Origin of the sequence: Nostocoides sp., assembly GCF_037045025.1 — a bacterium.
Classification (GTDB): domain Bacteria; phylum Actinomycetota; class Actinomycetes; order Actinomycetales; family Dermatophilaceae; genus Nostocoides_A.
The window spans coordinates 114,878-136,536 of the sequence record NZ_JBAOHM010000018.1; the positions used below are offsets into that span (position 1 = coordinate 114,878).

At 68.9% G+C, this 21,659-nt stretch carries 22 protein-coding genes and 2 pseudogenes; 11 read left to right on the forward strand and 13 right to left on the reverse strand.

Going from position 1 to position 21,659, the window contains the following annotated elements; translation table 11 throughout:
• Nucleotides 1-83: 83 nt before the first annotated feature.
• A complete protein-coding gene (locus V9G19_RS25750) occupies nt 84-1,358 on the forward strand; it encodes a saccharopine dehydrogenase family protein (protein WP_462288242.1) in 1,275 nt (424 codons plus the stop codon).
• A 123-nt stretch (nt 1,359-1,481) separates the two neighbouring features.
• Here V9G19_RS25750 and V9G19_RS25755 read toward each other — a convergent pair whose 3' ends face one another.
• Entirely contained in the window at nt 1,482-1,673 is a 192-nt protein-coding gene (locus V9G19_RS25755; protein ID WP_462288243.1) for a hypothetical protein, read from the reverse strand.
• On the reverse strand, nt 1,660-2,109 hold the full coding sequence (locus V9G19_RS25760) for a hypothetical protein (protein ID WP_462288244.1): 450 nt from the start codon (nt 2,107-2,109) through the stop codon (nt 1,660-1,662). The genes V9G19_RS25755 and V9G19_RS25760 overlap by 14 nt, the downstream gene beginning before the upstream one ends.
• 159 nt (nt 2,110-2,268) lie before the next feature.
• Here V9G19_RS25760 and V9G19_RS25765 point away from each other — a divergent pair, with 159 nt between their 5' ends.
• Nucleotides 2,269-3,732 carry an NAD-dependent succinate-semialdehyde dehydrogenase gene (locus tag V9G19_RS25765; protein WP_462288245.1) on the forward strand — a complete coding sequence of 488 codons (1,464 nt, stop codon included), beginning with the start codon at nt 2,269-2,271 and terminating at the stop codon, nt 3,730-3,732.
• A gap of 19 nt (nt 3,733-3,751) precedes the next feature.
• Here V9G19_RS25765 and V9G19_RS25770 read toward each other — a convergent pair whose 3' ends face one another.
• Nucleotides 3,752-4,297 carry a Uma2 family endonuclease gene (locus tag V9G19_RS25770; protein WP_462288246.1) on the reverse strand — a complete coding sequence of 182 codons (546 nt, stop codon included), beginning with the start codon at nt 4,295-4,297 and terminating at the stop codon, nt 3,752-3,754.
• 247 nt (nt 4,298-4,544) lie between these two features.
• On the opposite strand from V9G19_RS25770, the pseudogene V9G19_RS25775 reads away from it, so the two are divergent.
• Nucleotides 4,545-5,714, forward strand: a pseudogene (locus V9G19_RS25775) (IS701 family transposase).
• A 355-nt stretch (nt 5,715-6,069) separates the two neighbouring features.
• On the opposite strand, the gene V9G19_RS25780 reads toward V9G19_RS25775, so the two are convergent.
• On the reverse strand, nt 6,070-7,020 hold the full coding sequence (locus tag V9G19_RS25780; protein ID WP_462288500.1) for a hypothetical protein: 951 nt from the start codon (nt 7,018-7,020) through the stop codon (nt 6,070-6,072).
• Between the two features lie 94 nt (nt 7,021-7,114).
• A pseudogene (locus tag V9G19_RS25785) lies at nt 7,115-7,513 on the reverse strand (sigma factor); the annotation flags it as partial.
• A gap of 73 nt (nt 7,514-7,586) precedes the next feature.
• On the opposite strand from V9G19_RS25785, the gene V9G19_RS25790 reads away from it, so the two are divergent.
• The 6 genes from V9G19_RS25790 to ispG all read left to right on the forward strand — a co-directional run bounded on the left by V9G19_RS25790 (nt 7,587) and on the right by ispG (nt 12,763).
• On the forward strand, nt 7,587-8,147 hold the full coding sequence (locus V9G19_RS25790) for a guanyl-specific ribonuclease (protein ID WP_462288247.1): 561 nt from the start codon (nt 7,587-7,589) through the stop codon (nt 8,145-8,147).
• Complete coding sequence (locus V9G19_RS25795) at nt 8,144-8,503, forward strand: barstar family protein (protein WP_462288248.1); 360 nt, start codon at nt 8,144-8,146, stop codon at nt 8,501-8,503. The genes V9G19_RS25790 and V9G19_RS25795 overlap by 4 nt, the downstream gene beginning before the upstream one ends.
• Before the next feature lie 3 nt (nt 8,504-8,506).
• Nucleotides 8,507-9,703, forward strand: a complete 1,197-nt coding sequence (gene dxr / locus V9G19_RS25800) for a 1-deoxy-D-xylulose-5-phosphate reductoisomerase (RefSeq protein ID WP_462288249.1) — start codon at nt 8,507-8,509, stop codon at nt 9,701-9,703.
• 88 nt (nt 9,704-9,791) lie between these two features.
• Nucleotides 9,792-11,129 carry a M50 family metallopeptidase gene (locus tag V9G19_RS25805; protein ID WP_462288250.1) on the forward strand — a complete coding sequence of 446 codons (1,338 nt, stop codon included), beginning with the start codon at nt 9,792-9,794 and terminating at the stop codon, nt 11,127-11,129.
• A gap of 31 nt (nt 11,130-11,160) precedes the next feature.
• A complete protein-coding gene (locus V9G19_RS25810) occupies nt 11,161-11,571 on the forward strand; it encodes a YccF domain-containing protein (protein WP_462288251.1) in 411 nt (136 codons plus the stop codon).
• Between the two features lie 37 nt (nt 11,572-11,608).
• Nucleotides 11,609-12,763: a flavodoxin-dependent (E)-4-hydroxy-3-methylbut-2-enyl-diphosphate synthase gene (gene ispG / locus V9G19_RS25815; RefSeq protein WP_462288252.1), complete on the forward strand. Its 1,155-nt coding sequence runs from the start codon at nt 11,609-11,611 to the stop codon at nt 12,761-12,763.
• Nucleotides 12,764-12,789: 26 nt separating this feature from the next.
• On the opposite strand, the gene V9G19_RS25820 is transcribed toward ispG, so the two are convergent.
• On the reverse strand, nt 12,790-13,710 hold the full coding sequence (locus tag V9G19_RS25820) for a hypothetical protein (RefSeq protein WP_462288253.1): 921 nt from the start codon (nt 13,708-13,710) through the stop codon (nt 12,790-12,792).
• Between the two features lie 131 nt (nt 13,711-13,841).
• On the opposite strand from V9G19_RS25820, the gene V9G19_RS25825 reads away from it, so the two are divergent.
• Entirely contained in the window at nt 13,842-14,684 is an 843-nt protein-coding gene (locus V9G19_RS25825) for a GNAT family N-acetyltransferase (protein WP_462288254.1), read from the forward strand.
• A gap of 8 nt (nt 14,685-14,692) precedes the next feature.
• Here the strand turns inward: V9G19_RS25825 and V9G19_RS25830 are convergent, their stop codons facing one another.
• Nucleotides 14,693-15,118 carry a hypothetical protein gene (locus V9G19_RS25830; protein ID WP_462288255.1) on the reverse strand — a complete coding sequence of 142 codons (426 nt, stop codon included), beginning with the start codon at nt 15,116-15,118 and terminating at the stop codon, nt 14,693-14,695.
• Between the two features lie 61 nt (nt 15,119-15,179).
• Between V9G19_RS25830 and V9G19_RS25835 the strand changes: the two genes are divergently transcribed.
• A complete protein-coding gene (locus V9G19_RS25835; protein ID WP_462288256.1) occupies nt 15,180-15,356 on the forward strand; it encodes a hypothetical protein in 177 nt (58 codons plus the stop codon).
• Between the two features lie 184 nt (nt 15,357-15,540).
• Here V9G19_RS25835 and V9G19_RS25840 read toward each other — a convergent pair whose 3' ends face one another.
• The 6 genes from V9G19_RS25840 to V9G19_RS25865 form a co-directional block, all read right to left on the reverse strand.
• Nucleotides 15,541-16,623: a nitroreductase family protein gene (locus V9G19_RS25840; RefSeq protein ID WP_462288257.1), complete on the reverse strand. Its 1,083-nt coding sequence runs from the start codon at nt 16,621-16,623 to the stop codon at nt 15,541-15,543.
• On the reverse strand, nt 16,620-17,741 hold the full coding sequence (locus tag V9G19_RS25845) for a GNAT family N-acetyltransferase (protein ID WP_462288258.1): 1,122 nt from the start codon (nt 17,739-17,741) through the stop codon (nt 16,620-16,622). The genes V9G19_RS25840 and V9G19_RS25845 overlap by 4 nt, the downstream gene beginning before the upstream one ends.
• Before the next feature lie 13 nt (nt 17,742-17,754).
• Nucleotides 17,755-18,213 (reverse strand): DUF4188 domain-containing protein, encoded by a 459-nt coding sequence (locus V9G19_RS25850; RefSeq protein WP_462288259.1) that lies wholly within the window; start codon nt 18,211-18,213, stop codon nt 17,755-17,757.
• Nucleotides 18,210-19,829: a phenylacetate--CoA ligase family protein gene (locus V9G19_RS25855; RefSeq protein WP_462288260.1), complete on the reverse strand. Its 1,620-nt coding sequence runs from the start codon at nt 19,827-19,829 to the stop codon at nt 18,210-18,212. The genes V9G19_RS25850 and V9G19_RS25855 overlap by 4 nt, the downstream gene beginning before the upstream one ends.
• 101 nt (nt 19,830-19,930) lie before the next feature.
• The gene (locus V9G19_RS25860) at nt 19,931-20,797 is read right to left on the reverse strand and encodes a PaaX family transcriptional regulator C-terminal domain-containing protein (RefSeq protein ID WP_462288261.1); all 867 of its coding nucleotides are present in this window, start codon (nt 20,795-20,797) and stop codon (nt 19,931-19,933) included.
• Between the two features lie 19 nt (nt 20,798-20,816).
• Nucleotides 20,817-21,617, reverse strand: a complete 801-nt coding sequence (locus tag V9G19_RS25865) for an enoyl-CoA hydratase/isomerase family protein (protein WP_462288490.1) — start codon at nt 21,615-21,617, stop codon at nt 20,817-20,819.
• Nucleotides 21,618-21,659 lie beyond the last annotated feature (42 nt).

Here is a 21,659-nt window from a genome sequence, read left to right on the forward strand (position 1 = left end):
AATAGCGGAGCCTGGGGCCGGCCCCGGGAGCTTCCGACACTCTGATCCAGGCGAACCGGAGCCGCTCAAGGAAGTGAAACCCCATGCGGGTGTTGATGATCGGCGCCGGCGGCGTCGGCGATGCCGCGGCCAAGATCGCCGTCGACCGGGACTTCTTCGAGGTGTTCGTGGTCGCCGACTACGACATCTCCCGCGCCCAGCGCACTGTCGAGCTGGTCAAGGCCCGGCGACCGGGTGAGCGCCGGTTCCACGCCATCCAGGTCGACGCCTCGAGCGCCGAGGACGTCGCCGGGCTAATCCGGCTCGTGGGGGCGACCCATGTGTTGAACGCCGTCGACCCGCGGTTCGTCATGCCGATCTTCACCGGCTGTCTCGCGGCCGGCGCCGGCTATCTCGACATGGCGATGTCGCTGTCGCGTCGCGACCCGGACGAACCCTTCGCCAAGGCACACGTCAAGCTCGGCGACGAGCAGTTCGCGATGGCGCAGCAGTGGGAGCAAAGGGGCATACTGGCCCTGGTGGGCATCGGTGTCGAGCCGGGCCTGTCCGATGTTTTCGCCCGCTATGCCGTCGACCACCTCTTTAGCGAGGTTGACGAACTCGGCACCCGCGACGGCGCCAACCTTGCCTACCGGCACCCCGACGGCCACGAGGGTTTTGCCCCAGGCTTTTCGATGTGGACGATCATCGAGGAGTGCCTCAACCCGCCGGTCGTGTGGGAGAAGGCGCGCGCCGAGGCCGGCGGCTCGGTGGAGGCGGGCTTCTTCACCCTGCCGCCGTTCAGCGAGCCGGAGGTTTTCGACTTCCCGGAGGGCATCGGGCCGGTGGAGTGTGTCCAGGTCGAGCACGAAGAAGTGCTGCTGATGCCGCGCTGGCTGGACGCCAACCGGGTCACCTTCAAGTACGGCCTGGGTGAGCAGATGATCTCGATTCTCAAGGCGCTCAACATGCTTGGCCTGGATTCCACCGACCCGATCACGATCAAGGGTGTCGAGGTCGCCCCCCGCGATATCGTCGCCGCCGTCCTGCCCGACCCGGCGACTATCGGCCCGCAACTGACCGGCAAGACCTGCGCCGGGGTGCTCGTGACCGGCACCGGCACGGACGGCAACCCTCGCCGCACCTACCTCTACCATGTCGCCGACAACGAGGAGACGATGCGCGACTATGGCGCCCAGTGCATCGTCTGGCAGACCGCGTTCAACCCGGTCATTGCCCTCGAGCTGCTCGCTACAGGTGCCTGGCAGGGCAGCGGTGTCCTTGGCCCGGAAGCCTTCGACGCCGTGCCCTTCCTGGAGTTGATGGCCGCGCCCAAGCCCGCCGGCTATGGGATTGAGTGGGGCATCGACGAGCGCTGACGGGCGGCCAATTCCGTCAGCACGGTCAGTGTCGGGGCGCCGTCTCGCTGGACCGCCATCGAGAGGAGCCGGTCGGCACGGTTTTCGCCTCCAGGCGTGCCGAGAAGTTACTCTCGACGTCGTTTACTCCCGCTCGGGCGCGGCGCCGAAGGCCGCGCCGATTCGCCCCAGCTCGGCCAGGGCGACTCGGGGCGCCGGCAGCTGCGCAACCAATTGCCGCGCGATCGAATCGACGGCATCGACCGCCATCCGCACCTCGTTCAGCCGGACCCCCGCAACCCGCTCCAAGCCGCGTCCGGGATCAAAGGACGGCATCAAGACCGGCGAGGTCGACGCCGTGGGCGTGCCGTTGGGTGGCCAACTCGACGTAGCGGCTGGCGATCTGGTCCTTGCCGGCGCCGAGAACGGCGCCCAGGCGGCCGAGTTCGATGAGGGCTTCCTCGGCGGGCAAAGAGGCCGCAAGGAACAGCCACAGCGTCGTTTCGAGCGCGTTGAATGCGGTCAGCAGCTCTTCGATCTTGAAACCGGCGAGGAAGCGCTCGGTCGCAAGCCGGTCGGCGTGCTCGGCCATGAGCAGCGGCTTGGCCTCGTCGAGGCTGGCCGCCACGACGTCGAGCAGGTCGCGTAGGTAGGTCGCGGTCGCGCCGCCCTCGGAGGCTGCATAATGCGGCAATTGGGCGCGTTCGACGGTGGTCGTAGCGAGCGTCACCAGCTCCACGGAATGGAGGCGGATCCGGTCGGCGACATGCATTGCAATCATCCTTGGTCGGGTCGGTACGACCGCGACGCTGGGGCCGGTGGCGTGGAATCAGCCACCTCCTTAGGATACGCCCGGTGGTTATCGCTCCCGAAATCGACGCGGCGTGATCTGAGCCGCGTCGCCGGGCGGGTCATGGCTAGCATCTAAGCCATGGCTGCACCGACGCAGAAGGCCGTCCTGGAATCCGTCCCTACGAAGCTCTTCATCGCGGGGGAGTGGCGTGCTGCCGAAGATGGGGGGACCTTCCCCGTCCTCGACCCGGCGACGGGTGCGACCTTGTGCGACGTCGCCGACGGTGGTGTCGCCGACGGTGCGGCGGCTCTCGACGCGGCTGTTGCCGCGCAAGCGGATTGGGCCAAGGTGGCCCCGCGCGAGCGCGGGGAGCTGTTGCGCGCTGCATACGAGAAGTTGGTCGAGCGGAGCGGGGAATTTGCGCTGCTGATGACCTTGGAGATGGGCAAGCCGCTCGCCGAGGCACGCGGCGAGGTCGCGTATGCCGCGGAGTTCTTCCGCTGGTTCGCCGAGGAGGCCGTGCGGATTCATGGCCGGTATGCCGTGGCCCCCAATGGCGCGACCCGCCTGGTCACGATGAAGATGCCGGTCGGGCCGACGCTGATGATCACGCCGTGGAACTTCCCGCTTGCCATGGGCACCCGCAAGCTCGGGCCGGCAATTGCCGCCGGGTGCACGAGCGTCGTCAAGCCGGCGCACGAAACACCGTTGAGCATGCTCGCGCTCGCCGCGCTGCTGGCGGATGTGGGCCTGCCTGCGGGAGTCGTCAACGTCGTCACAACATCCCACTCGAGCGCGGTGATGGAGCCGATCATCCGCGACCCGCGGCTGCGCAAGCTGACCTTCACCGGCTCTACTGCGGTGGGCCGCAAGCTCGTCGAGCAGTCCGCGCAGGGGTTGCTGCGGCTGTCGATGGAACTCGGTGGCAATGCCCCGTTCCTCGTCTTCGACGACGCCGACGTCGACGCCGCGATCGCCGGGGCGATGCTGGCCAAGATGCGCAACATGGGCGAGGCGTGCACCGCCGCCAACCGGTTCTTCGTGCACGAGGCGGTGGCCGAGGAGTTTGCCGCCGGCTTCGCGGCCAAGATGGGCGCGCTGACGGTCGGCAAGGGGACGGTCGACGGCGTCGACGTCGGTCCGCTGATCACGGACAAGGCGCGGGGCGAGGTGGCCGAGCTGGTCGAGGACGCCAAGGCTAGTGGTGCTCAGGTGCTGACCGGTGGCAATGTCGTTGCCGGTAAAGGGAATTTCTTCGAGCCGACAGTGCTGGCCGGCGTGCCGATGAGCGCGCGGATGATGACCGAGGAGATCTTCGGGCCGGTCGCACCGATCACGACCTTCACCGACGAGGCCGATGTGATCGCCCGGGCTAATGGCACCGAATTCGGCCTGGTCGGTTATGTCTTCACCCGTGACGTGGCCCGGGCCATCCGGGTCGCCGAGGCGCTGGACTTCGGGATGGTCGGCATCAACCAGGGCATCGTGTCCAACCCGGCCGCGCCATTCGGCGGCGTCAAGGCATCCGGGTTCGGCCGCGAGGGCGGCTTCGAGGGGATCGAGGAATACCTGGAGACCAAGTACGTCGGCATCGCGCTCTGAGTGCGCCGGCGCGCCGGGGTCAGTCGAGCAGCCGCGCCGGGGTGATCGTGACCGGGAAGGGCTTGACCGCGGTCCAGCGCTCGTCCCCGGTCACATCGGCGACTGGGACGTATGCCGCGTCCACCAGGTCCCACGCGCGCAGCCGCAACTCGCCCGGGTCGACCACCCAATAGCTCGGGATGCCGGCCTGCTCATAGCGCGCCATCTTGAGGTTCAGATCCACCAATCGGGTGCTCGGTGAGAGGACTTCGATCGTCAGCAGCGGCCGCAGGGGAACACTCTCGTCCAGGTAACCCGCCCGTTCGATGACAAGCAGGTCCGGTTGGAGCACGGTCCGAGGATCGAGGCGCACGTCCAAGGGCGCAAAGCGGATGGTCAGGGAGGGCGGGCAGGCCTCGAAGAGCAGGCGAGCCAGCAGCGCCGCGACGCTCTGGTGCGCCCGCGACGGTGACGGGGTCACGATGAGTGACCCGTCGATGAGTTCGTAGCGGTGGCCGTCATCCGGCATCGCCGCCAGGTCGTCGGCGGTCAACTCCCGCCTATACGGCAACGTCGTCACGCTCATCAGTGTCCCTCACTTTCGCGGTTTGCACAGCTCAATCGTGCCTGCTCCCAGCCGAATCCGCCGTTCGTCGCAATCGCCCTGTGGATAACCGCGACCTAGGCGGCTCTGGAGCTGCACCGGGCGATTGGGGCGTCTGGCAATTGGGGTGCCTAGTACTACAGCCGCATTTATTTGTGGTTGACCGGCGTGTCGTGGATGTCAGACTGATGACTGGGGCCATGGTGCTTATGTGATCAGTGAGGTTTGTGTGGCGGAAGTGGAGTTGTGGGCGGAGGGGCTGGCGGCCGTGCATGCCCGGATCGCGTCGCGGTTCGCGCGGTCTGAGCCGCGGGAGCGGGCGCTGGAGTACGTGCGCGGGGTTGCTCTCGCCGGTGGAGCGCAAGAACGGGTGGACGCTGTCGGAGCGGGCCGGAGCGGCGAACCCGGATGGGATGCAACGCCTTCTCGCGGCGGCGGATTGGGACGTGGACCTGGTTCGTGACGACGTGCGTGGGTACGTGGTCGAGCACTTGGGCGACCCGGCCGGGGTGCTGGTCGTGGACGAGACGGGGTTCCTCAAGAAGGGCACGAAGCTCGGCCGGGGTGGCCCGGCAGTACTCCGGCACCGCGGGGCGGATCGAGAACAGTCAGATCGGGGTGTTCCTGGCATACGCGACGCCCGTCGCCCGCACGTTCCTGGACCGGGAGCTGTATCTGCCAAAGGCGTGGACCGAGGACCGGGACCGCTGCCGAGAGGCCGGGATCGGCGACGAGGTGGCCTTCGCGACCAAACCGGAGCTAGCGATCGCGATGATCGGTCGGGCATTGGATGCGGGGGTGCCGGCCGGATGGGTCACCGGCGACGAGGTATACGGCCAGCACGGCGGGCTGCGCGCCACCTTGGAGAGTCGTGGCATGCCGTACGTGCTCGCGGTGCCGGTCAACCAGCGCGTCATCGCCCGTGTCGAGACGGACACCGGCGACCGGGTCGCCAAGCTGCGTGCGGACGAACTCGCGAGATCGCTTCCAGCGCAGGCGTTCAAGAAAATCTCCGCAGGCAACGGCGCCAAGGGTCCCCGGCTCTATCACTGGGCCCGCGCCCAGATCCGTCCGCTGGAATCGTGCCGATGGCTACTGGCTGCTGGTGCGCCGTTCGATCAGCGACCCCACCGACCTGGCTTACTACCTGTGCTGCGGGCCCGAGGACACGCCGCTGCGCGAGCTTGTCCGTGTCGCCGGGGCCCGCTGGGCCATCGAGGAGACCTTCCAGAGCGCCAAGGGACAGGTCGGCCTGGACCAGTACCAGGTCACGCCGATCACGAATCCTGGTACACGGCACATCACCCTGGCCATGCTCGCCCACGCCTTCCTGACCATCACCACCGCGGCCACGGCAACCCCCGAAAAGGGGGCCATCGAGCCAACCCCACGGACCTGATCCCGCTCACCGTCCCCGAGGTCAAACACCTTCTGGCGCAACGTGATCTGGAAACACAACCCAGACCCGGCCGAAGTTCTTCACTGGTCATCCTGGCGTCGCCGGCACCAAGCCCGAGCCCGCCGATGTCATTACGTCCAGCCGTGGCGCATTCCCATAAATGCGGCTGTAGTACTAGGCTAGCCCAGGCTGAGGTGGGCGCGAACAGCGCGCCAGCGTCCGTCTTCGCCGTCGAGTGGGGGGTTGTGGTCGATCGAGACGGTGCTGAGGCACGACCAGTCGGCCGCCACGATGATGTCCGGCTGCCCGCGACGGTGCAGGGTGAGCCGCGCTCCGGACTGCTGGCCGGCCGCGATTAACCCGCACCCGCGATAGATGTCGTAAGGCGGCTGGACATCGGGAGAGCGTTGAGCGTTGTGACCAGCTCGGCGATCAGCACCGGGTCGGTGATGATGGCGGGGGTAGCTGGCGGGCGTTGGTTGCGCGGCGCCAGCTTGGGCAGCTCGATCGTTGGGCGGACGTCGACGGCGGTCACATCCCCGGTCACGAACCCGCCTTCGGCCCGTCCCGGCCGCGCCAGGGCGCGTGCACGCACGCGGACGGCGACGCCGTCGGCAACCGGGATCAGATCGATGTCGACACCCGCCCAGGCGTAGGCCGTGTCGTGCTTGCTGTCACCGAGTTCGTAGGTGACCGTGATCGACGTGATCCGAGCGGGCCTTGAGGTGGCGACCCCCTCACTGCTGCCTGTGACGAGTTCCCTCGGGGCGGACTTCTCGTAGAAGCCGGCGACGGCGTCCACCGATACATCACGCTTGCGCAGGAAGACCTCCCGCTCGACCAGGTGGTCGCCACCGGCCAGTGGGCGGAAGGGAAGCGCCGCGAACGCCGCGCGTGGCGGGTCGCCGTCGGTTTGGCCGCCGGGCAGAAGCGGGACGAGCGTGATCAGCCGGTCCACCTCTGCCTGCGCGGCGCGGATGTTCTCGGCCGTCGTGGACGGGCGGCCGGGCGCGCCGGAGGTGGTTGCTGCGCCGACCACGGAGTGCTGGCCACGGCCTCGGATCTGGTTGGCGCCCAACGCGAGCGCGCCAACGGTGCCAGCCGCGGCAGCCAGCAGCACTCCCCGGCTGACCCCGCCTTCCGCGGACCGACGTCCCGCGGACCGACCGACCTCCGCGCGGGCGCGCGCGGCGACCGCCTCGGCCCGCTCGGGGTCGACGAACTGCTCGTGGGCGTGGAAGCTCGCGACGAGCGCGGCCTCGATCTCGCGCAGGTCGCGGTTGTCCAGGGTGGGGCCAGCGCTCATGGGCGCGCCTCTCGGGTGTCTCAGCCACCCGGGCGCGCACGGCGACCAGGGCGCGGTGGGCGGTGGAGCGGACCGTACTCTCGCCGATGCCGAGCAAGTCGGCGATCTCGGCGTCGGGCAGCGCCTCGTAGTAGCGCAGCGCGAGCACCGCCCGCTGCTGGCGAGGCAGGGTGGCGAGCAAGCGCCATACGGCGTCGTGCTCGGCGAGATCCGGCTCCGGCGGAGCGATCGCATCCACGCCGTCGAGGCCGGTCGTGCGCGGGCGCGCGGCGGCGTGCTGGCCGGCGCGCAGGTGCTCGTTGACGACGATCCGGCGCAGGTATGCCGCCGGCGCCGCCATCTCGACCAGCCGCCCCCGCTGGCCGTAGGCGCGCAGCAGGGCGCTCTGCAGCACGTCCTCGGCGTCGGCGAGGTTGCCGGTCAACATATAGGCCAGGCGCAGCAGGGCCGGCGAGCGCGCGGCAATCAGCGCGTCGAAGTCGCCGGACGTCATACCCTATGAAACCCCGCACCGGCCCGGAACGCTGCGTGCGACCGGAGCGCCGCGTGGAAGGATGCCGAACCCGATGGGGCACAGGAAGGCCGACCGGCAGCTGGTGGTGCTCGTCGGCGTCGCGCTTTGTGTTGCCCTGCTGTGGTGGGGCTTTGGGCGGGACAGCGGCGGGACGGCCACGCCGCAGCCGAGCCACTCGGCGGTGTGGGTGCCCAGCAGCGGAACGCCGGGGACGTCGGGGCCCGGCTCCGCCACCTCGACTTCGACCGCCTCGGCTTCGCCGAAGACCGCCTCCACCACGACCAGCGCGCCGGGGAGCGCGACGCGGCAGTCCGCGACGCCGGAATCCGGGCTGGCGACGATCGCCGAATCCCAGTTGCCCGCCGAGGCCCAGCGGACGCTCGCGCTGATCCGCGCCGGCGGTCCCTATCCCTATGCCGCGGACGACGACGTCTTCGAGAACCGCGAACGCATCCTGCCGCGGCGCCAACGCGGCTACTATCGCGAATACACCGTCCAGACACCTGGATCCGACGACCGCGGAGCGCGGCGGATCGTCAGCGGCGCCGACGCCGACCGCTACTACACCGACGACCACTACGACAGCTTCCGGCAGATCGAGGAGGGCCAGTGACCGCCCCAGGTGTGCGCCGGCTCGGCCCGGACACCGCGATCGCCACCCTCGTCCAGAGCGAGCGCGCCGACGGCCGCGTCGTGCACGTTGTTCCGGCGGGTGACGACAAGGCCGAGACGCTGCGCCTGTTCGCCGAGGTGCTGCACTTCCCGGACTATTTCGGGCACAACCTCGATGCGCTGTGGGACTGCGTGCGCGATGTCGCCGCCCGCCAGGACGGGCCGTGGTCGCTGATCTGGGACGGCGCGCGCTTTTTCGCCGCCGCCGACCCGGTGACCCACGACGCGATCGTGGACCTGCTCGACGACCTCGCCCGGCGGCATCCGGCGGCGCACACGATTGTCGTCGACCGGTAGGCGATGGCCGCGGGGGAGAATGAGCGCGTGACCACCCGCTCCGTCGCCGTGCTGGGCTCGACCGGCTCGATCGGCACCCAGGCCCTCGACGTCATCGCCCGCAACCCCGACCGGTTCACAGTCGCCGCGCTCGCGGCCGGCGGCAACCTCGATCTGCTCGCCCGCCAGGCGGTCGAGTTCGCGGTGCCGCTGGTCGCCGCCGCCAGCGTGCCCGCGGAGCAGGTGCGCACCGCGATCGGCTCGTATGCCGCGGCGGCCGGGCAAGCGGCATACGAGCCGGAGATTGTGGCCGGGGAGGAGGCGGCGACCCGGGCGGCCGGATGTGCCGCCGACGTCGTGCTCAACGGGATCACCGGATCGATCGGGCTGCGCCCGACGCTCGCGGCGCTGGCGGCCGGATCGACGCTGGCCCTGGCCAACAAGGAGTCGCTGATCGTCGGCGGGCCGCTGGTCAAGGCGGCCGCGGCCCCGGGCCAGATCGTGCCGGTCGATTCCGAGCACAGCGCGCTGGCGCAGTGCCTGCGAGGCGGGTCGGCGCCGGAGGTCCGCCGGCTCGTGCTCACCGCGAGCGGTGGGCCGTTCCGGGGCCGCTCCCGCGAGTCGCTGCGGGAGGTGACGCCGCGGGAGGCGCTGGCGCACCCGACGTGGGACATGGGCAAGGTGGTGACCACGAATTCGGCGACGCTGGTCAACAAGGGCCTGGAGGTCATCGAGGCGCATCTGCTCTTCGACATCCCGTTCGAGAAGATCGCCGTCGTCGTGCACCCGCAGTCGATCGTGCACTCGATGGTCGAATTCACCGACGGCTCGACGCTGGCGCAGGTCTCCCCGCCGAGCATGCTCATCCCGATCGCGCTCGGTATGGCGTGGCCCGACCGGGTGCCCAACGCCGCGCCGGCCTGCGACTGGAGCCAGGCGAGCACGTGGGAGTTCTTCCCGCTCGACGATGCCGCCTTCCCGGCCGTGCGGCTGGCGCGGCAGGTCGGGATGGCGGGTGGCACCTTCCCGGCGGTCTACAACGCCGCCAACGAGGTGTGCGTCGATGCCTTCCATGACGGGCTGATCGGCTTCCTCGACATCGTCGACACCGTCGCCCGGGTGGTGGACGTGCACTCCGGCGGCGACGCGGGCACGGTGGACGGCGTGCTGGCCGCGGACGGGTGGGCGCGGCATACGGCCAGGGAGATGCTCGGCCTCTAGCGACGCCGTAGCTCCCGCAGGCAACCCTGGGAGTGTTATCGACGTCCCAGGCGTTATAGACCTCGGTTCATCGCACGAAGGGCACGGAATGCTGTATCTGCTGGGGGTGCTGGTCGTCGTCTTCGGCGTCGGCCTGTCGATCGGGCTGCATGAGATCGGCCACCTGCTGCCGGCCAAACGGTTCGGCGTGCGCGTGCCGCAATACATGGTCGGCTTCGGCCCGACGCTGTGGTCGACCAAACGCGGCGAGACCGAATACGGCGTCAAGGCGATCCCGCTCGGGGGCTACGTCAAGATGATCGGGATGTTCCCGCCCAAGAAGGGCGAGGATCCCAACACCGTGCGCGTCTCCAGCACCGGCCGGTTCAGCCAACTGATGGACGAGGCCCGCAACCAGAGCATGAGCGAGGTCAAACCGGGCGACGAGAACCGCGTCTTTTGGAAGCTGTCGGTCCCCAAGAAGGTCACGATCATGCTCGGCGGGCCAGTGATGAACCTGCTCATCGCCGTTGTCGTCTTCACCGGCCTGTTTACGCTGCACGGGCTGCCCGAGACCACGCCGGTCATCTCCTCGGTCTCCCAGTGCATCGACACCTCGGCCACCAGCCAATCGACCAAAACCGCCTGCGCTTCCGGTATGCCGATTGCCCCGGCCAACGCCGCCGGCCTCAAGCCGGGCGACCGGGTCGTCTCCGTCGCCGGCCAGTCGCTGCAGACCTGGGACGACGCCCGGGCGATCATCCGCGCCAACGCCGGCAAACCGATCGATGTCGTCGTCGAGCGCGCCGGCCAGACCCTGACCCTGCACGCCACGCCGCTGGCGATCAACCTGCCCGTCTTTGACAAAGACGGCGAGCCGACCACGGACGACGACGGCAACCCCGTGACCGAGCGAGCCGGCTTCCTCGGGGCGGCGGGAACCCCGGCATACGTCAAACAGCCGACCACCGCCGTCCCCGGGCTGATCGGCGAACAGATCGCCACCACCGCCGGAGTCGTCTTGGCCATCCCCGAAAAGATGGTCGGCATCGCCCAGGCCGCCTTCGGCGGCGGCGAGCGGGACAAGAACGGCCCGATCTCCGTCGTCGGCGTGGGCCGGGTGGCCGGCGAGGTCGCCTCGACCACCGAGATCGCCTCCGCCAGCGACAAGGTGGTCGTCCTGATCAGCCTGCTCGGCTCGCTCAACCTCGCGCTGTTCGTCTTCAACCTCATCCCGCTGCTCCCACTCGACGGCGGGCACGTCATCGGCGCCCTGTGGGAGGGCGTCAAGAAGCGCGGCTACAAGCTGCTCGGCCGTCCTGACCCCGGCCCCGTCGACGTCACCAAGGCACTGCCGTTGGCGTATGCCGTCGCCTCACTCCTGATCGTGATGTCGGCGTTGCTCATGTATGCCGATATCGTCAACCCGGTCCGGCTGCGCGGGTAGTCGGGCTCTCCTTCGGCATGGGGGTGTTCTCGTGAAGGTTCTGCTCAACCTCATCTGGCTGGTGTTCGCCGGGTTCTGGCTGGCGATCGGTTATCTGTTTGCGGCGCTGATCATGATCATTCCGATCATCACGATCCCGTTCGCGGTGGCCAGCTTCCGGATGGCGCTGTTTGCGCTCTGGCCGTTTGGCAATGTCATCGTCGCCAAGCCGTATGCCGGGGCCGGCTCGGCGCTGATGAACGTCATCTGGTTCGTGCTCGCCGGCTGGTGGCTCGCTCTCGGTCACATCGTCACCGCGATTGCGTGCGCGATCACGATCATCGGCATCCCCCTCGCTCTGGGCAACCTGAAGATGCTGCCGGTCACCTGCGTGCCGTTCGGCAAGGACATCGTCCCGGTCGAGGCGCTGCGCCCCGATATGCGGGTGCTCTACCGCACCTGACTTCGTTGTGTGCTCTGCTGAGGGATAATTGCCGATCGTGAGTGTTGCCCTCGGCCTGCCCGCCATCCCCCCGCCCGTCCTGGCCCCGCGCCGGCCGACCCGCAAGATCACGGTCGGCAAGGTCGAGGTCGGCGGCGATGCGCCGATCTCGGTGCAGTCGATGACGACGACGCTGACGGCCGATGTGAACGCAACCTTGCAGCAGATCGCCGAACTGACCGCCGCCGGGTGCGACATCGTGCGGGTCGCCTGCCCGAGCCAGGACGATGCCGATGCCCTGCCCGCGATCGCCCGCAAGAGCCAGATCCCGGTCATCGCCGACATCCACTTCCAGCCCAAGTATGTCTTCGCCGCGATCGACGCCGCCTGCGCGGCGGTGCGGGTCAACCCCGGCAATATCCGGCAGTTCGACGACCAGGTCGGCGAGATCGCCAAGCGCGCCAAGGAGGCCGGCGTCTCGCTGCGCATCGGCGTCAACGCCGGCTCGCTCGACAAGCGGCTGCTTGCCAAATACGGCAAGGCGACCCCCGAGGCGCTCGTCGAATCGGCCGTCTGGGAGGCGAGCCTGTTCGAGGAGCACGACTTCCACGACTTCAAGATCTCGGTCAAGCACAACGACCCCGTCGTGATGGTGCAGGCTTACGAACTGCTCAGCGAGCGTGGCGACTGGCCGCTGCACCTCGGGGTCACCGAGGCCGGGCCGGCCTTCCAGGGCACGATCAAGTCCGCGACCGCCTTCGGGGCGCTGCTCTCCCGCGGGATCGGCGACACCATCCGGGTCTCGCTCTCCGCACTTCCGGTCGAGGAGGTCAAGGTCGGCATCCAGATTCTGCAGAGCCTCAATCTCAAGCCGCGCAAGCTGGAGATCGTCTCCTGCCCCTCGTGTGGGCGGGCGCAAGTGGACGTCTACAAACTCGCCGACGAGGTGACCGCCGGGCTGGAGGGAATGACGGTCCCGCTGCGCGTCGCGGTCATGGGCTGTGTCGTCAACGGCCCCGGTGAGGCCCGAGAGGCCGACCTCGGCGTCGCCTCCGGCAACGGCAAGGGGCAGATCTTCGTCAAGGGTGAGGTCATCAAGACCGTCCCAGAGGCCAAGATCGTCGAGACCCTCATCGAGGAGGCCCTGCGCCTGGCCGACGAGATGGGCGAACCCGCCGAGGAGGGCGCCACGCCGACCGTCACCGTGGGGTGATCGGCATACGTGAGGTTGAGAGGGCCTCACCCGTGCGCTGGGCCGGGGGCGGTCCAAGCACTCAGGTCCTGGCCGATGTCCGCGGCCAGCTGGGCGATGTCCGCGCGAAAGTAGTCGGTCAGCCGAGCCCGCAGGCGTGGCGGCAGCGTCGGCGGATCATTCGGGCAGACGCGCGCCAGCACGAAGCGGTCGATGCCGGTGATCGCCGCGTCGGTGAGCCGGGGCAGCGGCCGGGTCGGCCGTTGGGGGCTCCAGATGCCGTCGGCGTCGGCGCGCCAACGCAGCCGGCCGCGCTGGGCCAGCCAGCGCAGTCGCGGCATCGAATAGACCCCCGTGTTCAGCCGGGGGAGGGGCGGTGCGGCGATGCTCGCGAGGCCCAGATCGCGCCGCAGTGCGCGCATCGCGCCATCCGGGTCGTGAGCCAGCTGAATGTCGGTCACAACGTGCACGGCACCGGCAGGGAAGGCCGCTCGCCAGCGGGCCAGGTGCTCGGCATACAACCCCCAGTCAAGGACCTCGGTCGCGTGCCGCCAGGTGTAGCCGACGGCATCCCCGTCGAGTACGCGGGTCAGCCCGATGTCGGCGGGGACGGGGGGGAGCAGGCCCTCCTTGATATACCAGTGCCAGGCCGACACGGCGCGGTCCACCGGATGCCGCAGTCCCACAACGATGTGCGCGCTATCGAAGTGGTGACGCAGCCGCTCCGGCAGTGCTGGATCGGCGAAATAGGAGGCGCACTTGAACCCGTGATGAGGTGCGGTCGTGCGGAAGAGATCGTATGCCGCTCGCCAGTGGCCCGCGGCATACGGTGCATCCAGGAATCCATGGAACTCCTGCGCCGCCATCTCGACATCGGGATGCTCACCCAACACGTGGGCCAGGGCCGTGCTCAACCCCTTTTGCGCGCCGACCACGACGATGTCGATCGTGGGCGCGGATGCTGGCACGGGAGGACTGTACTCAACGCGCAATCCGAGGGCGTGCGCGACCCGGCAGGTGGCCTGCGCGCGAGGAGCCGGTCAGCCGCGGATCGCCGTGGTGGCGTGACAGAACCGCCCCGAGGAGGCAGGCTGGAGGGGTGCTGCGAACCCGGACGCCGACGCGCGTGCTCGGCGTGTCCGACCGGGACGCCGCCTTGGAACTGTGCGCTCGACACCCGGCCGACAATGTCTTCGTCGCCGCCCGCATCCGCGAGGGCCTCAGCGGCACCGCTGGCACTCTGGTCGGGTATGAGGAGGACGGCCGGCTTGAGGCCCTGTTATGGAACAGTGCGAACGTCGTCCCCGTCGAAACCCAGGCGCATTCCCGGCAGGTGCTGGCCGACAAGGCCCGTCGCTGGGCGCGGCGGGCCGCCTCGCTGCTCGGGCCGGACGACCAGGTTCTCGACTTGTGGCACCGGCTGGAGTCCAGCTGGGGCACGCCCCGGGCCGTGCGCGCGACCCAGCCGCACTTGGCCACGACCGTGGCGCCTTCGCGGCTGGGCGTCGCTCTCGACGAGCGAGTGCGCCGGGCGCGGCCCGAGGAGACCGACCTGGTCTTGCCGGCGGCGGCGCACATGTTCACCGCCGAGATCGGCTACCCGCCCTATCGGGGGTCCGCGCGCGCCTATCGCGCGCTGATCGCCAGCCTGATCGACCGGGGCCATACCTATGTGATCGTCGAGCGGGGCGAGGTCATCTTCAAGGCCGACATCGGGTCGGCGGCGTTGGGCTGCGCTCAGCTGCAAGGTGTTTGGCTCGCCCCCCGGCTGCGTGGCCAGGGCCTCGGCACGGCCGCGATGGCGATGGTTCTCGAACTCGTCCTCGCCGAAGTCGCCCCGACCGCCACCCTCTATGTCAACGACTACAACACCGCCGCGCGCCGCATGTATGAGCGGATCGGCATGCAACAGATCGGCACCTTTGCGACCATCCTGTTGTGAATCGCCCGTCACTCGCGCGCTGCCTGCCCAGAAGTTGTGCTGGGGTCTGCCCGGAAGTTGTGCTGAGGTCTGCGTTTTTCGCCGAGGTCGTACTCCAGCTGATCAGACCTCACCCAGAAGTGCCGACCTCGGCGGATTTGCCCAATGCCGGCTTGGGCCGGCAACGCTGCACCCCAGGTGGATTCGACTCCGCCAGCCGACCGGATGGTGAACTCCTCCTCGCTGAACCGCATGACGTCGAGATCGCCTGCCAGGATTTCGCGCAGGGACGCGAAGTCGACCAGTCGGACACCCGGAGCGGCAGTTTGGCTGCAGTTCGGCGCGTCGGGGCCCAGGTCAACTGACAGCGTGTGCTCGGTGGACCGGTAGCGCAGCGTGAGCGGGCCGCAGCCGGGCAGGGAGAGGACTCCGGCGCCGTCGGCGCGCAGGGTCAAGGTGGCTGCCGCCGGCCGGAGGTCGCCACTATCGGGCAGAGCGGACAACCGCCAGCCCCACGTGGTCAACGCCTGGGGCGAGACCGCATCTCGCCGGCCCGGGTTGGGTGTGCTGGACTGGTTGGGTGTGCTGGACTGGCTTGGCGTGCTGGACTGGCTCGGTGTGGTCGGGGACTGCGAAGTCGCCGGTGTCTGCGGCCGGTCGGGGCCTGCATTCGTGCTGGCCGGCGAGGCATAACCGCCCAGCGCCAAGGCGACGGCGGCGGCCGCAGTGCCCCAGCGTGCGTGGATCGATGCTCGCCCCAGGTGTCCGAAACGTCAGTCGCACAGCATTGTTCCGTCGCCTCGTGAATCCCGCCTGTTCGGTTATGACGACGTCGACTCAGCGGGTGGCTGCCGTGACCGCATAACTGTGATCTAGCTCATATTCGGCGGGCCGAGCGGGTGGGTTGCCGGGCCGGAACGCCGATCCGGAAGACCGACAGCGCCCGACGGTGGCTGCCGGGCAGGGCCGCGTGCAGGTGGTCCGCCACGGCGGGGGCGTCGATGAGTTGGCTCAACGGATGCACGCGCAGGCCTGCTCGACCGGCGGAGAGCCAGACGCGCAGCAGCGTCCGGCCGGCCTCGGAAACCGCCTCTGGCGCCTCGGCCGTGGACTCGGACGCATGCACTGCGACCACCGTGCCCAGGTCCTGCTGCACGCCCGCCTTGGCGAGGATCGCCGGCCCGCCGAGGCGGGAAAGGGCCGGCCAAACCCGCGTGGACAGCGTGATCCTGAGCGCTCGTGCCTGCGCGGTGCTCAGCGCCAGCGCCGCATCGCTCAACCCATCCAGCTCGTATGCCGGATGCCCGGCCCCCAGCCGCAGCCACCGGCGCAGCTCGTCCACCTGGGCGGGTGTGGAGTAGGTCCAGCGGTCGGCCTGCGGGAGCAGGCGTTCGACGAGCTTCGCGGGCAGGATGCTCAGGCTGAGGTCGCCCAGGCCCGCCGCTGCGGCCACCCGGTCGATCTCGCCCTCGTCGGCGAACGGCCGCAGGTAGGGCCCGCGCGCACAGCGGCGGGCCAGCAGGTCGTCACTGGCGAACCGGCTCCGCCCGGAAGCGGGACCCTCTCCGCCGCAGTTCCCCGCTGCGGCAGCGGCACTCGACGACGCGTCCTCGGCCCTCCGATCGTCGCGGACATCCCCGCGGCGGCGAATGACGGCCGCTTGATGGGTTCGCGCGTCAATCGCCCAGGATACGTCGAGGTCGTGGTCGGCGTCCCCGGCGGCAATGACGACGCTTTCGGCCAGGGCACCCAGCGACAGCCACAGGTCGCGCCGGGTCGGGTCGGTGACAACGAGTTCACGCGCCGGGTCCCACGACAACAGCAGCCGGTCATCCTCGGCCGTCAGCACCCATGGCTGGGTGTTGTGCGCACTCGGCGCGCGACCCCAGACCTCGCGCAGGGCCACGACCTCCTCGGCCCACCCGAGCGGCTGTTCCTGTTGCAGCGAGCCGCCGATCACTGAATGCCCCTGCGATAGAACGTCGTCCGGTGCAGTTGCCGCCCACCCATGCGCTCATACTGCGCAGCGGAACCGGCGTTGCTGTCCTCGACGAACGTGCTGCGCAGCCGCTCGTAGCCGCCGCGCTGCAGCGCGCGCATCAACCCGCGCGACAGCAGCGTGAGATAGCCGCGGCCCTGCGCGTCGGGACGCGTGCCTTTGATGATCAGGATTGCGTCCCGCCGGTATTCCCGTTTGGTGGCAAACAGTTCCAGTTGATCACGCACGCCGAGCCGCCCGCCCCGGGCCATCACGAACTCGCTCACATCGGGGACGACGAGGACGAACGCGACGGTCTCGCCCGCGGCGGTCAGCGTCAGGAACAGCGACTCGTCGAGCAGGAAGGCCAGCCCCTCGGTCTGAGCGCCGAGGTCGGCCGCGGTGATCGGGGTGTAGTAGGGCAGGGCGGCGAAGGCGGCATTGAGCACGCCTCGCATCGATTCCAGGTCACGGCCGAGCCGCCACCTCGTGGCCCGGCGCACCTCGAGCCGCTCTTCGCCGAGCCGGGTGCTGTCGAAGCGAAACGTCGTGTCGGGGTCGAGACCCGAAAACCCCTCGCAGATCCACGTCGCTCCCTCAAAAACTCTGTCACAGCCGAGAGATTCGTATGCTGCGGGGTAGCGCTCCGGATTCCACGGCGAGTCCATGAACCCGCGCTCCTCGAAGCCGGAGGTGATCACGCCTCCGGTCTGGTTGGGCAGCAACGCAACCGGGCCGAGCACCTGGGTTCGAGCGGCCGCGCGGGCCTCCCGCTCGGCATACGTGAGCATGGCCTGCAGGGCGTCCGCGTCGTCGAACTCGCACAGCCCGAACAGTTGCGTCTCAGCCTCGACCTTGTCGTCGAAATTCGGGTTGTGGTGCAAGCAGATCCGGCCGACGGCCCGGCCGTCCGCCGACCGGGCGAGATAGAACCCCACCGGACCGAAGCGAGCCTGCGGGTGCTTGCCGGTCCACCAGTCGTGCAGCTGAGGTTGCAGGAGCGGGACATAGCGGTCCCGTGGGTGCAGCCGCAGCGGCAGCTCGACAAACTCGGCGAACTGCGCCTCGGTGAGGACGCGGTCGATCCGGAGCGGCGGCATACGGAATCAGCTCTCAGGCAATCTCGCTGGCGGGATCGTCAACCCGCCGCGGACCCGTGTCGGACGACATTGCCGTGTAATTCTCGATGTGCTGCATGATGTTTTCCTCGGCGCGCCAGACGCCGTTGGAGTAGCCGTCGGGCTCGGCGATGAACAGCCGGATGTAGCCGCCGGTGGCGTTCTTGGTCCCCTCGGTGATCCATTGCATCAGCTTGCGGTGCTCGGGGGAGCGGGCGATGGTGAGCATGTCCTCCTTGGTCTCGAAGTAGGCGATCGTGCCGAGGGTGAACGGCCGCTCCCAATAGACCTTGTGCCAGCAATAGCCCGGCATCGTGCGCATCCGCTTGACCAGCTTGCGCCAGGTGAACCAGAGCGTGATCCAGGCGCGCAGCCCGTTGTAGCGCGTGGCGCCGGTGAACATCGCGTTCGCCTGGGCCAGGCGCGGCGCCTGGGAGAAGTCGCGGGTCCTCACGCGCCGGCCTCCGCCGGGGCCGCGTCCTTGGCGCTGCCCTCCTCCTTGCGGAAGTAGACCTTCTTGATCTTCGACGGGCCGCCCTCGAAGGGTCCGGTCCCGAAATCGTGCACGCGCACCTCGATTTTGGCCGCGCTCGGGTCCTCCTCCAGCGACTGGCGGAAGTCGCGGGAGACCTTCTTCAGGTGCTCGATGATGCCCTGTTCGCACGCCTTGCCGAGTTCTTCGCGGCCGGGATCGTCGAGGTGAACGCCCTCGCGCGTGCAGATGTTGACGATCGGGCGGGAGTCGAGGTCCGCACCCTCCTCGAGCGTCAACATGAAGCCCTCGATCTCGCTGGCCCGTGGGTTGCCTTCATACAGGCCGTATTCGACGTCCTGGGGGTAGATGTTGGCGCCCATGAAGCTGACCGTCGAGTCGGCGCGGCCATAGAGGAAGAGCAGCGGCAGCTTCATCCGGTCGATGCTCTGCGCCTCGACAAACCCGGTGCGCAGGTCGGGCCGAGTCGCGATCAGCTCGGCCAGCTCGGGGAAGGTCATCAGCTTGGCCTCGTCGCCGATGTTGTAGCGCAGCTTGGGGGAGAGCACCGTGCTCGAGTTCAGCGTGCAGAGCAGCTCGCCGTTCTCGTTGGTCTCCAGATAGGTCTCCAGCGGGTTGTATTGGAAGATCATCGGGATCCGCGTCTCGTCGGCGCCGAGCAGCGCCGCCTTGACCTCCTCGTCGGCGACGATCCGGTCGCGCAGCCAGACGGTCAGCCGCGACTCGCCGCCGATGCCGATCGTCAGGTCGGAGGCGCCATATCCGGAGAGCACGCGCCGGAAGCGCTCCTCGCAGTAGTCCCGCAGCGCCTCGGTCATGCCCTCGCCGCCAACCATTCCATACATCCGGTAGGCATCCCAGTCGAAGCCGATCGAGTCGAGCTTGTCGCGCAGATCCTTCAGGAACGGCGGGTAGGCCGTCACGAGGTAGTTGTAGCTCGGCCCGAAGTGGGTGATCGTGTCGACGATCTTCTCCAGATCGGGGCCGGTGTTCTTGACCATGGCGATCTTGGCCATCGCGATCCCGGTGTTGGTGCCGGTCGCCCACGCGCCCATCGAGTAGGCGTTGATGACAAACAGGCGCCGGCGGGGATAGACCTGGGTGGTGAAGCCGGCCACATTGCGATGGATCGTGTTGAGTTCGCGCTTGCCGCGCACCCAGTTGAACGGCGTCCCCGAGGAGCCCGACGACTCGTCGACGACCGTGCCGACGCGGTCAAGGTGGCCGTCCCAGCAGCGCTGCTCCTCGGAGTACTTCTTGACGTAGTCGTCCTTGCTGGTGGGTGGATAGGACGTCAGGTCGAACCAGGCGAAGTGGAAGTCGTTCTGCTGCAAATGCTCCTTATATGCCGGCACGTCCAGATAAGCGAACTGGCAAGTCATCCACGCGTGCAGCCGCGCGAGGCGCTCCATCGAGGGGTGATAGTTGCGCGCCGTCCAGCGCCACACCGCTGGGTGGACCTTGTAGAGGCCGTAGACCTCGGTGAGCGCGAGCGCCGAGCCGCGCAGCACGCCGCGGCGCACGATGCCGAGGGGCGTGGAGCGCCATACGCGCATGGCCAGTCCGTCGTCCTTCATGGCTGGACTGTAGCCAGGCTATCGCCGCCGACGGTTGAGTAGTTCGCCCCATCTTCGTTCGGCAGGGTCAGTGGTTGGTGCCAGGAGGTCGGTGGGGTGGCTCAGCTCGTCTGCAGTGACTGCCAGCGGTCCCTGGCCTGCGGCAACCACGTCGCGCGCAGGTTCAGCAGCCGCGCGGCGTCAGCGCGCGCCCGCCGCCCCGGAGCCAGCTCGGTCGGTAGCTGTGGATCCCACGAGGGCGCGAACTGCAACTCCTGATCGAGGTGGAGCAGGGCGATCAGGCAGTCGGCGGCAGTGGCGGCGGAGACGGCGGAGTGGCGGTCAACGAGTTGGGCGTAGCGCGCGTCGATCTCGTCGAGGTCCCACGCCTGCTCGACCAAGGCCTCCTCGCTGAGACCTATCTCGGCGCAGCCACCGACAAAGGCCGTCACCGATTCCTCCAGGCCGCAGCGCCGCACCGATTCGGCGATGCGCGAGCGGCGTCCCCGTCGCGCGGAGAGCCACAGGCCGGGCATGGGCGAACCGAACCCATTCCACCGCAACGCCCGGTAGAACCGCTCGCGCACCGCGCGCCGATCCTGGGGAACCGAGCCGACCAGCACGAGCCAGCGACCGTCCCATTCCGCCGGCCGGCCCACAGCGTCCGCTCGGCCATCGACGCCGAGTGCCTCGACGCTCTCGATGCCGTCAGACAGCAGTTCGCGGCCCGCACCCGTGACAGCCCAGCGCGACTGGCGGCCCTGGCGCAACCCGGAGATCCATCCCCCCTGGGCGCAGCGTGTGACGGCCTGACGAGCGGCGTGATGACCGATACCGACCTCGCCGAGGGTTCGCAGGAGCGCACCAGTGGTTGGCGGCTGCGCAGCTGCGTCAAGGGTGAACTCGCCGAATGCGTTCAGCAAGGTCGCCCGCGCGCTGCCCGCCTGGACGCTCGGGAGACGGCCGGGCGGGGAGAGCCGGCTCGCCAAGGGTCACAGGGTCAGGTTGTCACACGCCTCGGAAGACGGGGTCGCGACGCTCCCGGAACGCTGCCCGCCCCTCACGCCAGTCCGCGGTCGCCACGAGCGTTTGCTGCAGGTCGGCCTCAAGCTCCAGCTGGGTGGCCAGTTCCCGAGAACTCCAGGCGCGGACGGCGCGCTTTGTCGTCGCGAAGGCGCGCGTCGGTCCCTGGGCGAGCCGGGTGGCCAGGGACAGCGCTTCGTCCATCGGGTTCTCGTCCACGATCCGGCTGACCAAGCCCAGCGCGTGACAGGTCTCGGCGTCCAGCTTCTCGGCGAGCATCAGGATCTCGGTGGCCAGCGCCGGGCCCACAACCGACGACAGCAGTGCGGTCGCTCCCACATCGGGCATTAACCCGATGGCTGCGAAGCGGAACTGCAGATAGGTCGAGCGGGCCATCACCGCAATGTCGCTGGCCAGCGCCAGGCAGGCACCTGCGCCGATCGCCGGGCCCTGGACAGCGGCGATTACCGGTTGGGGCAGATCGAGCAAGGCCAGAAATCCCGGGTGGAACCGATTGCGGAGTGTCGAGCGCAGGTCGTCGTGGCCGTCGGGCCGGACCGGGAAGCCGGCCACCAGATCGGCACCTGCGCAAAAGACGCTGCCCGACCCGGTGAGCACCACCGAGCGAACCTCGGACAGCGACGCCAGGCCTGCGAACACCGACTCCATTCCGACGCCGAGCGAGTCGTCCCATGCATTGCGGGCGGCCGGACGGTCTAGCGTCACGACAGCGATTCTACCTGAGACAGAAACCTTGACTGCATCAGTATTTATGTCTAAGTTCATGTCCAGAACACTAGCGATGCGCGACGGGTTTGGCAACGGCCC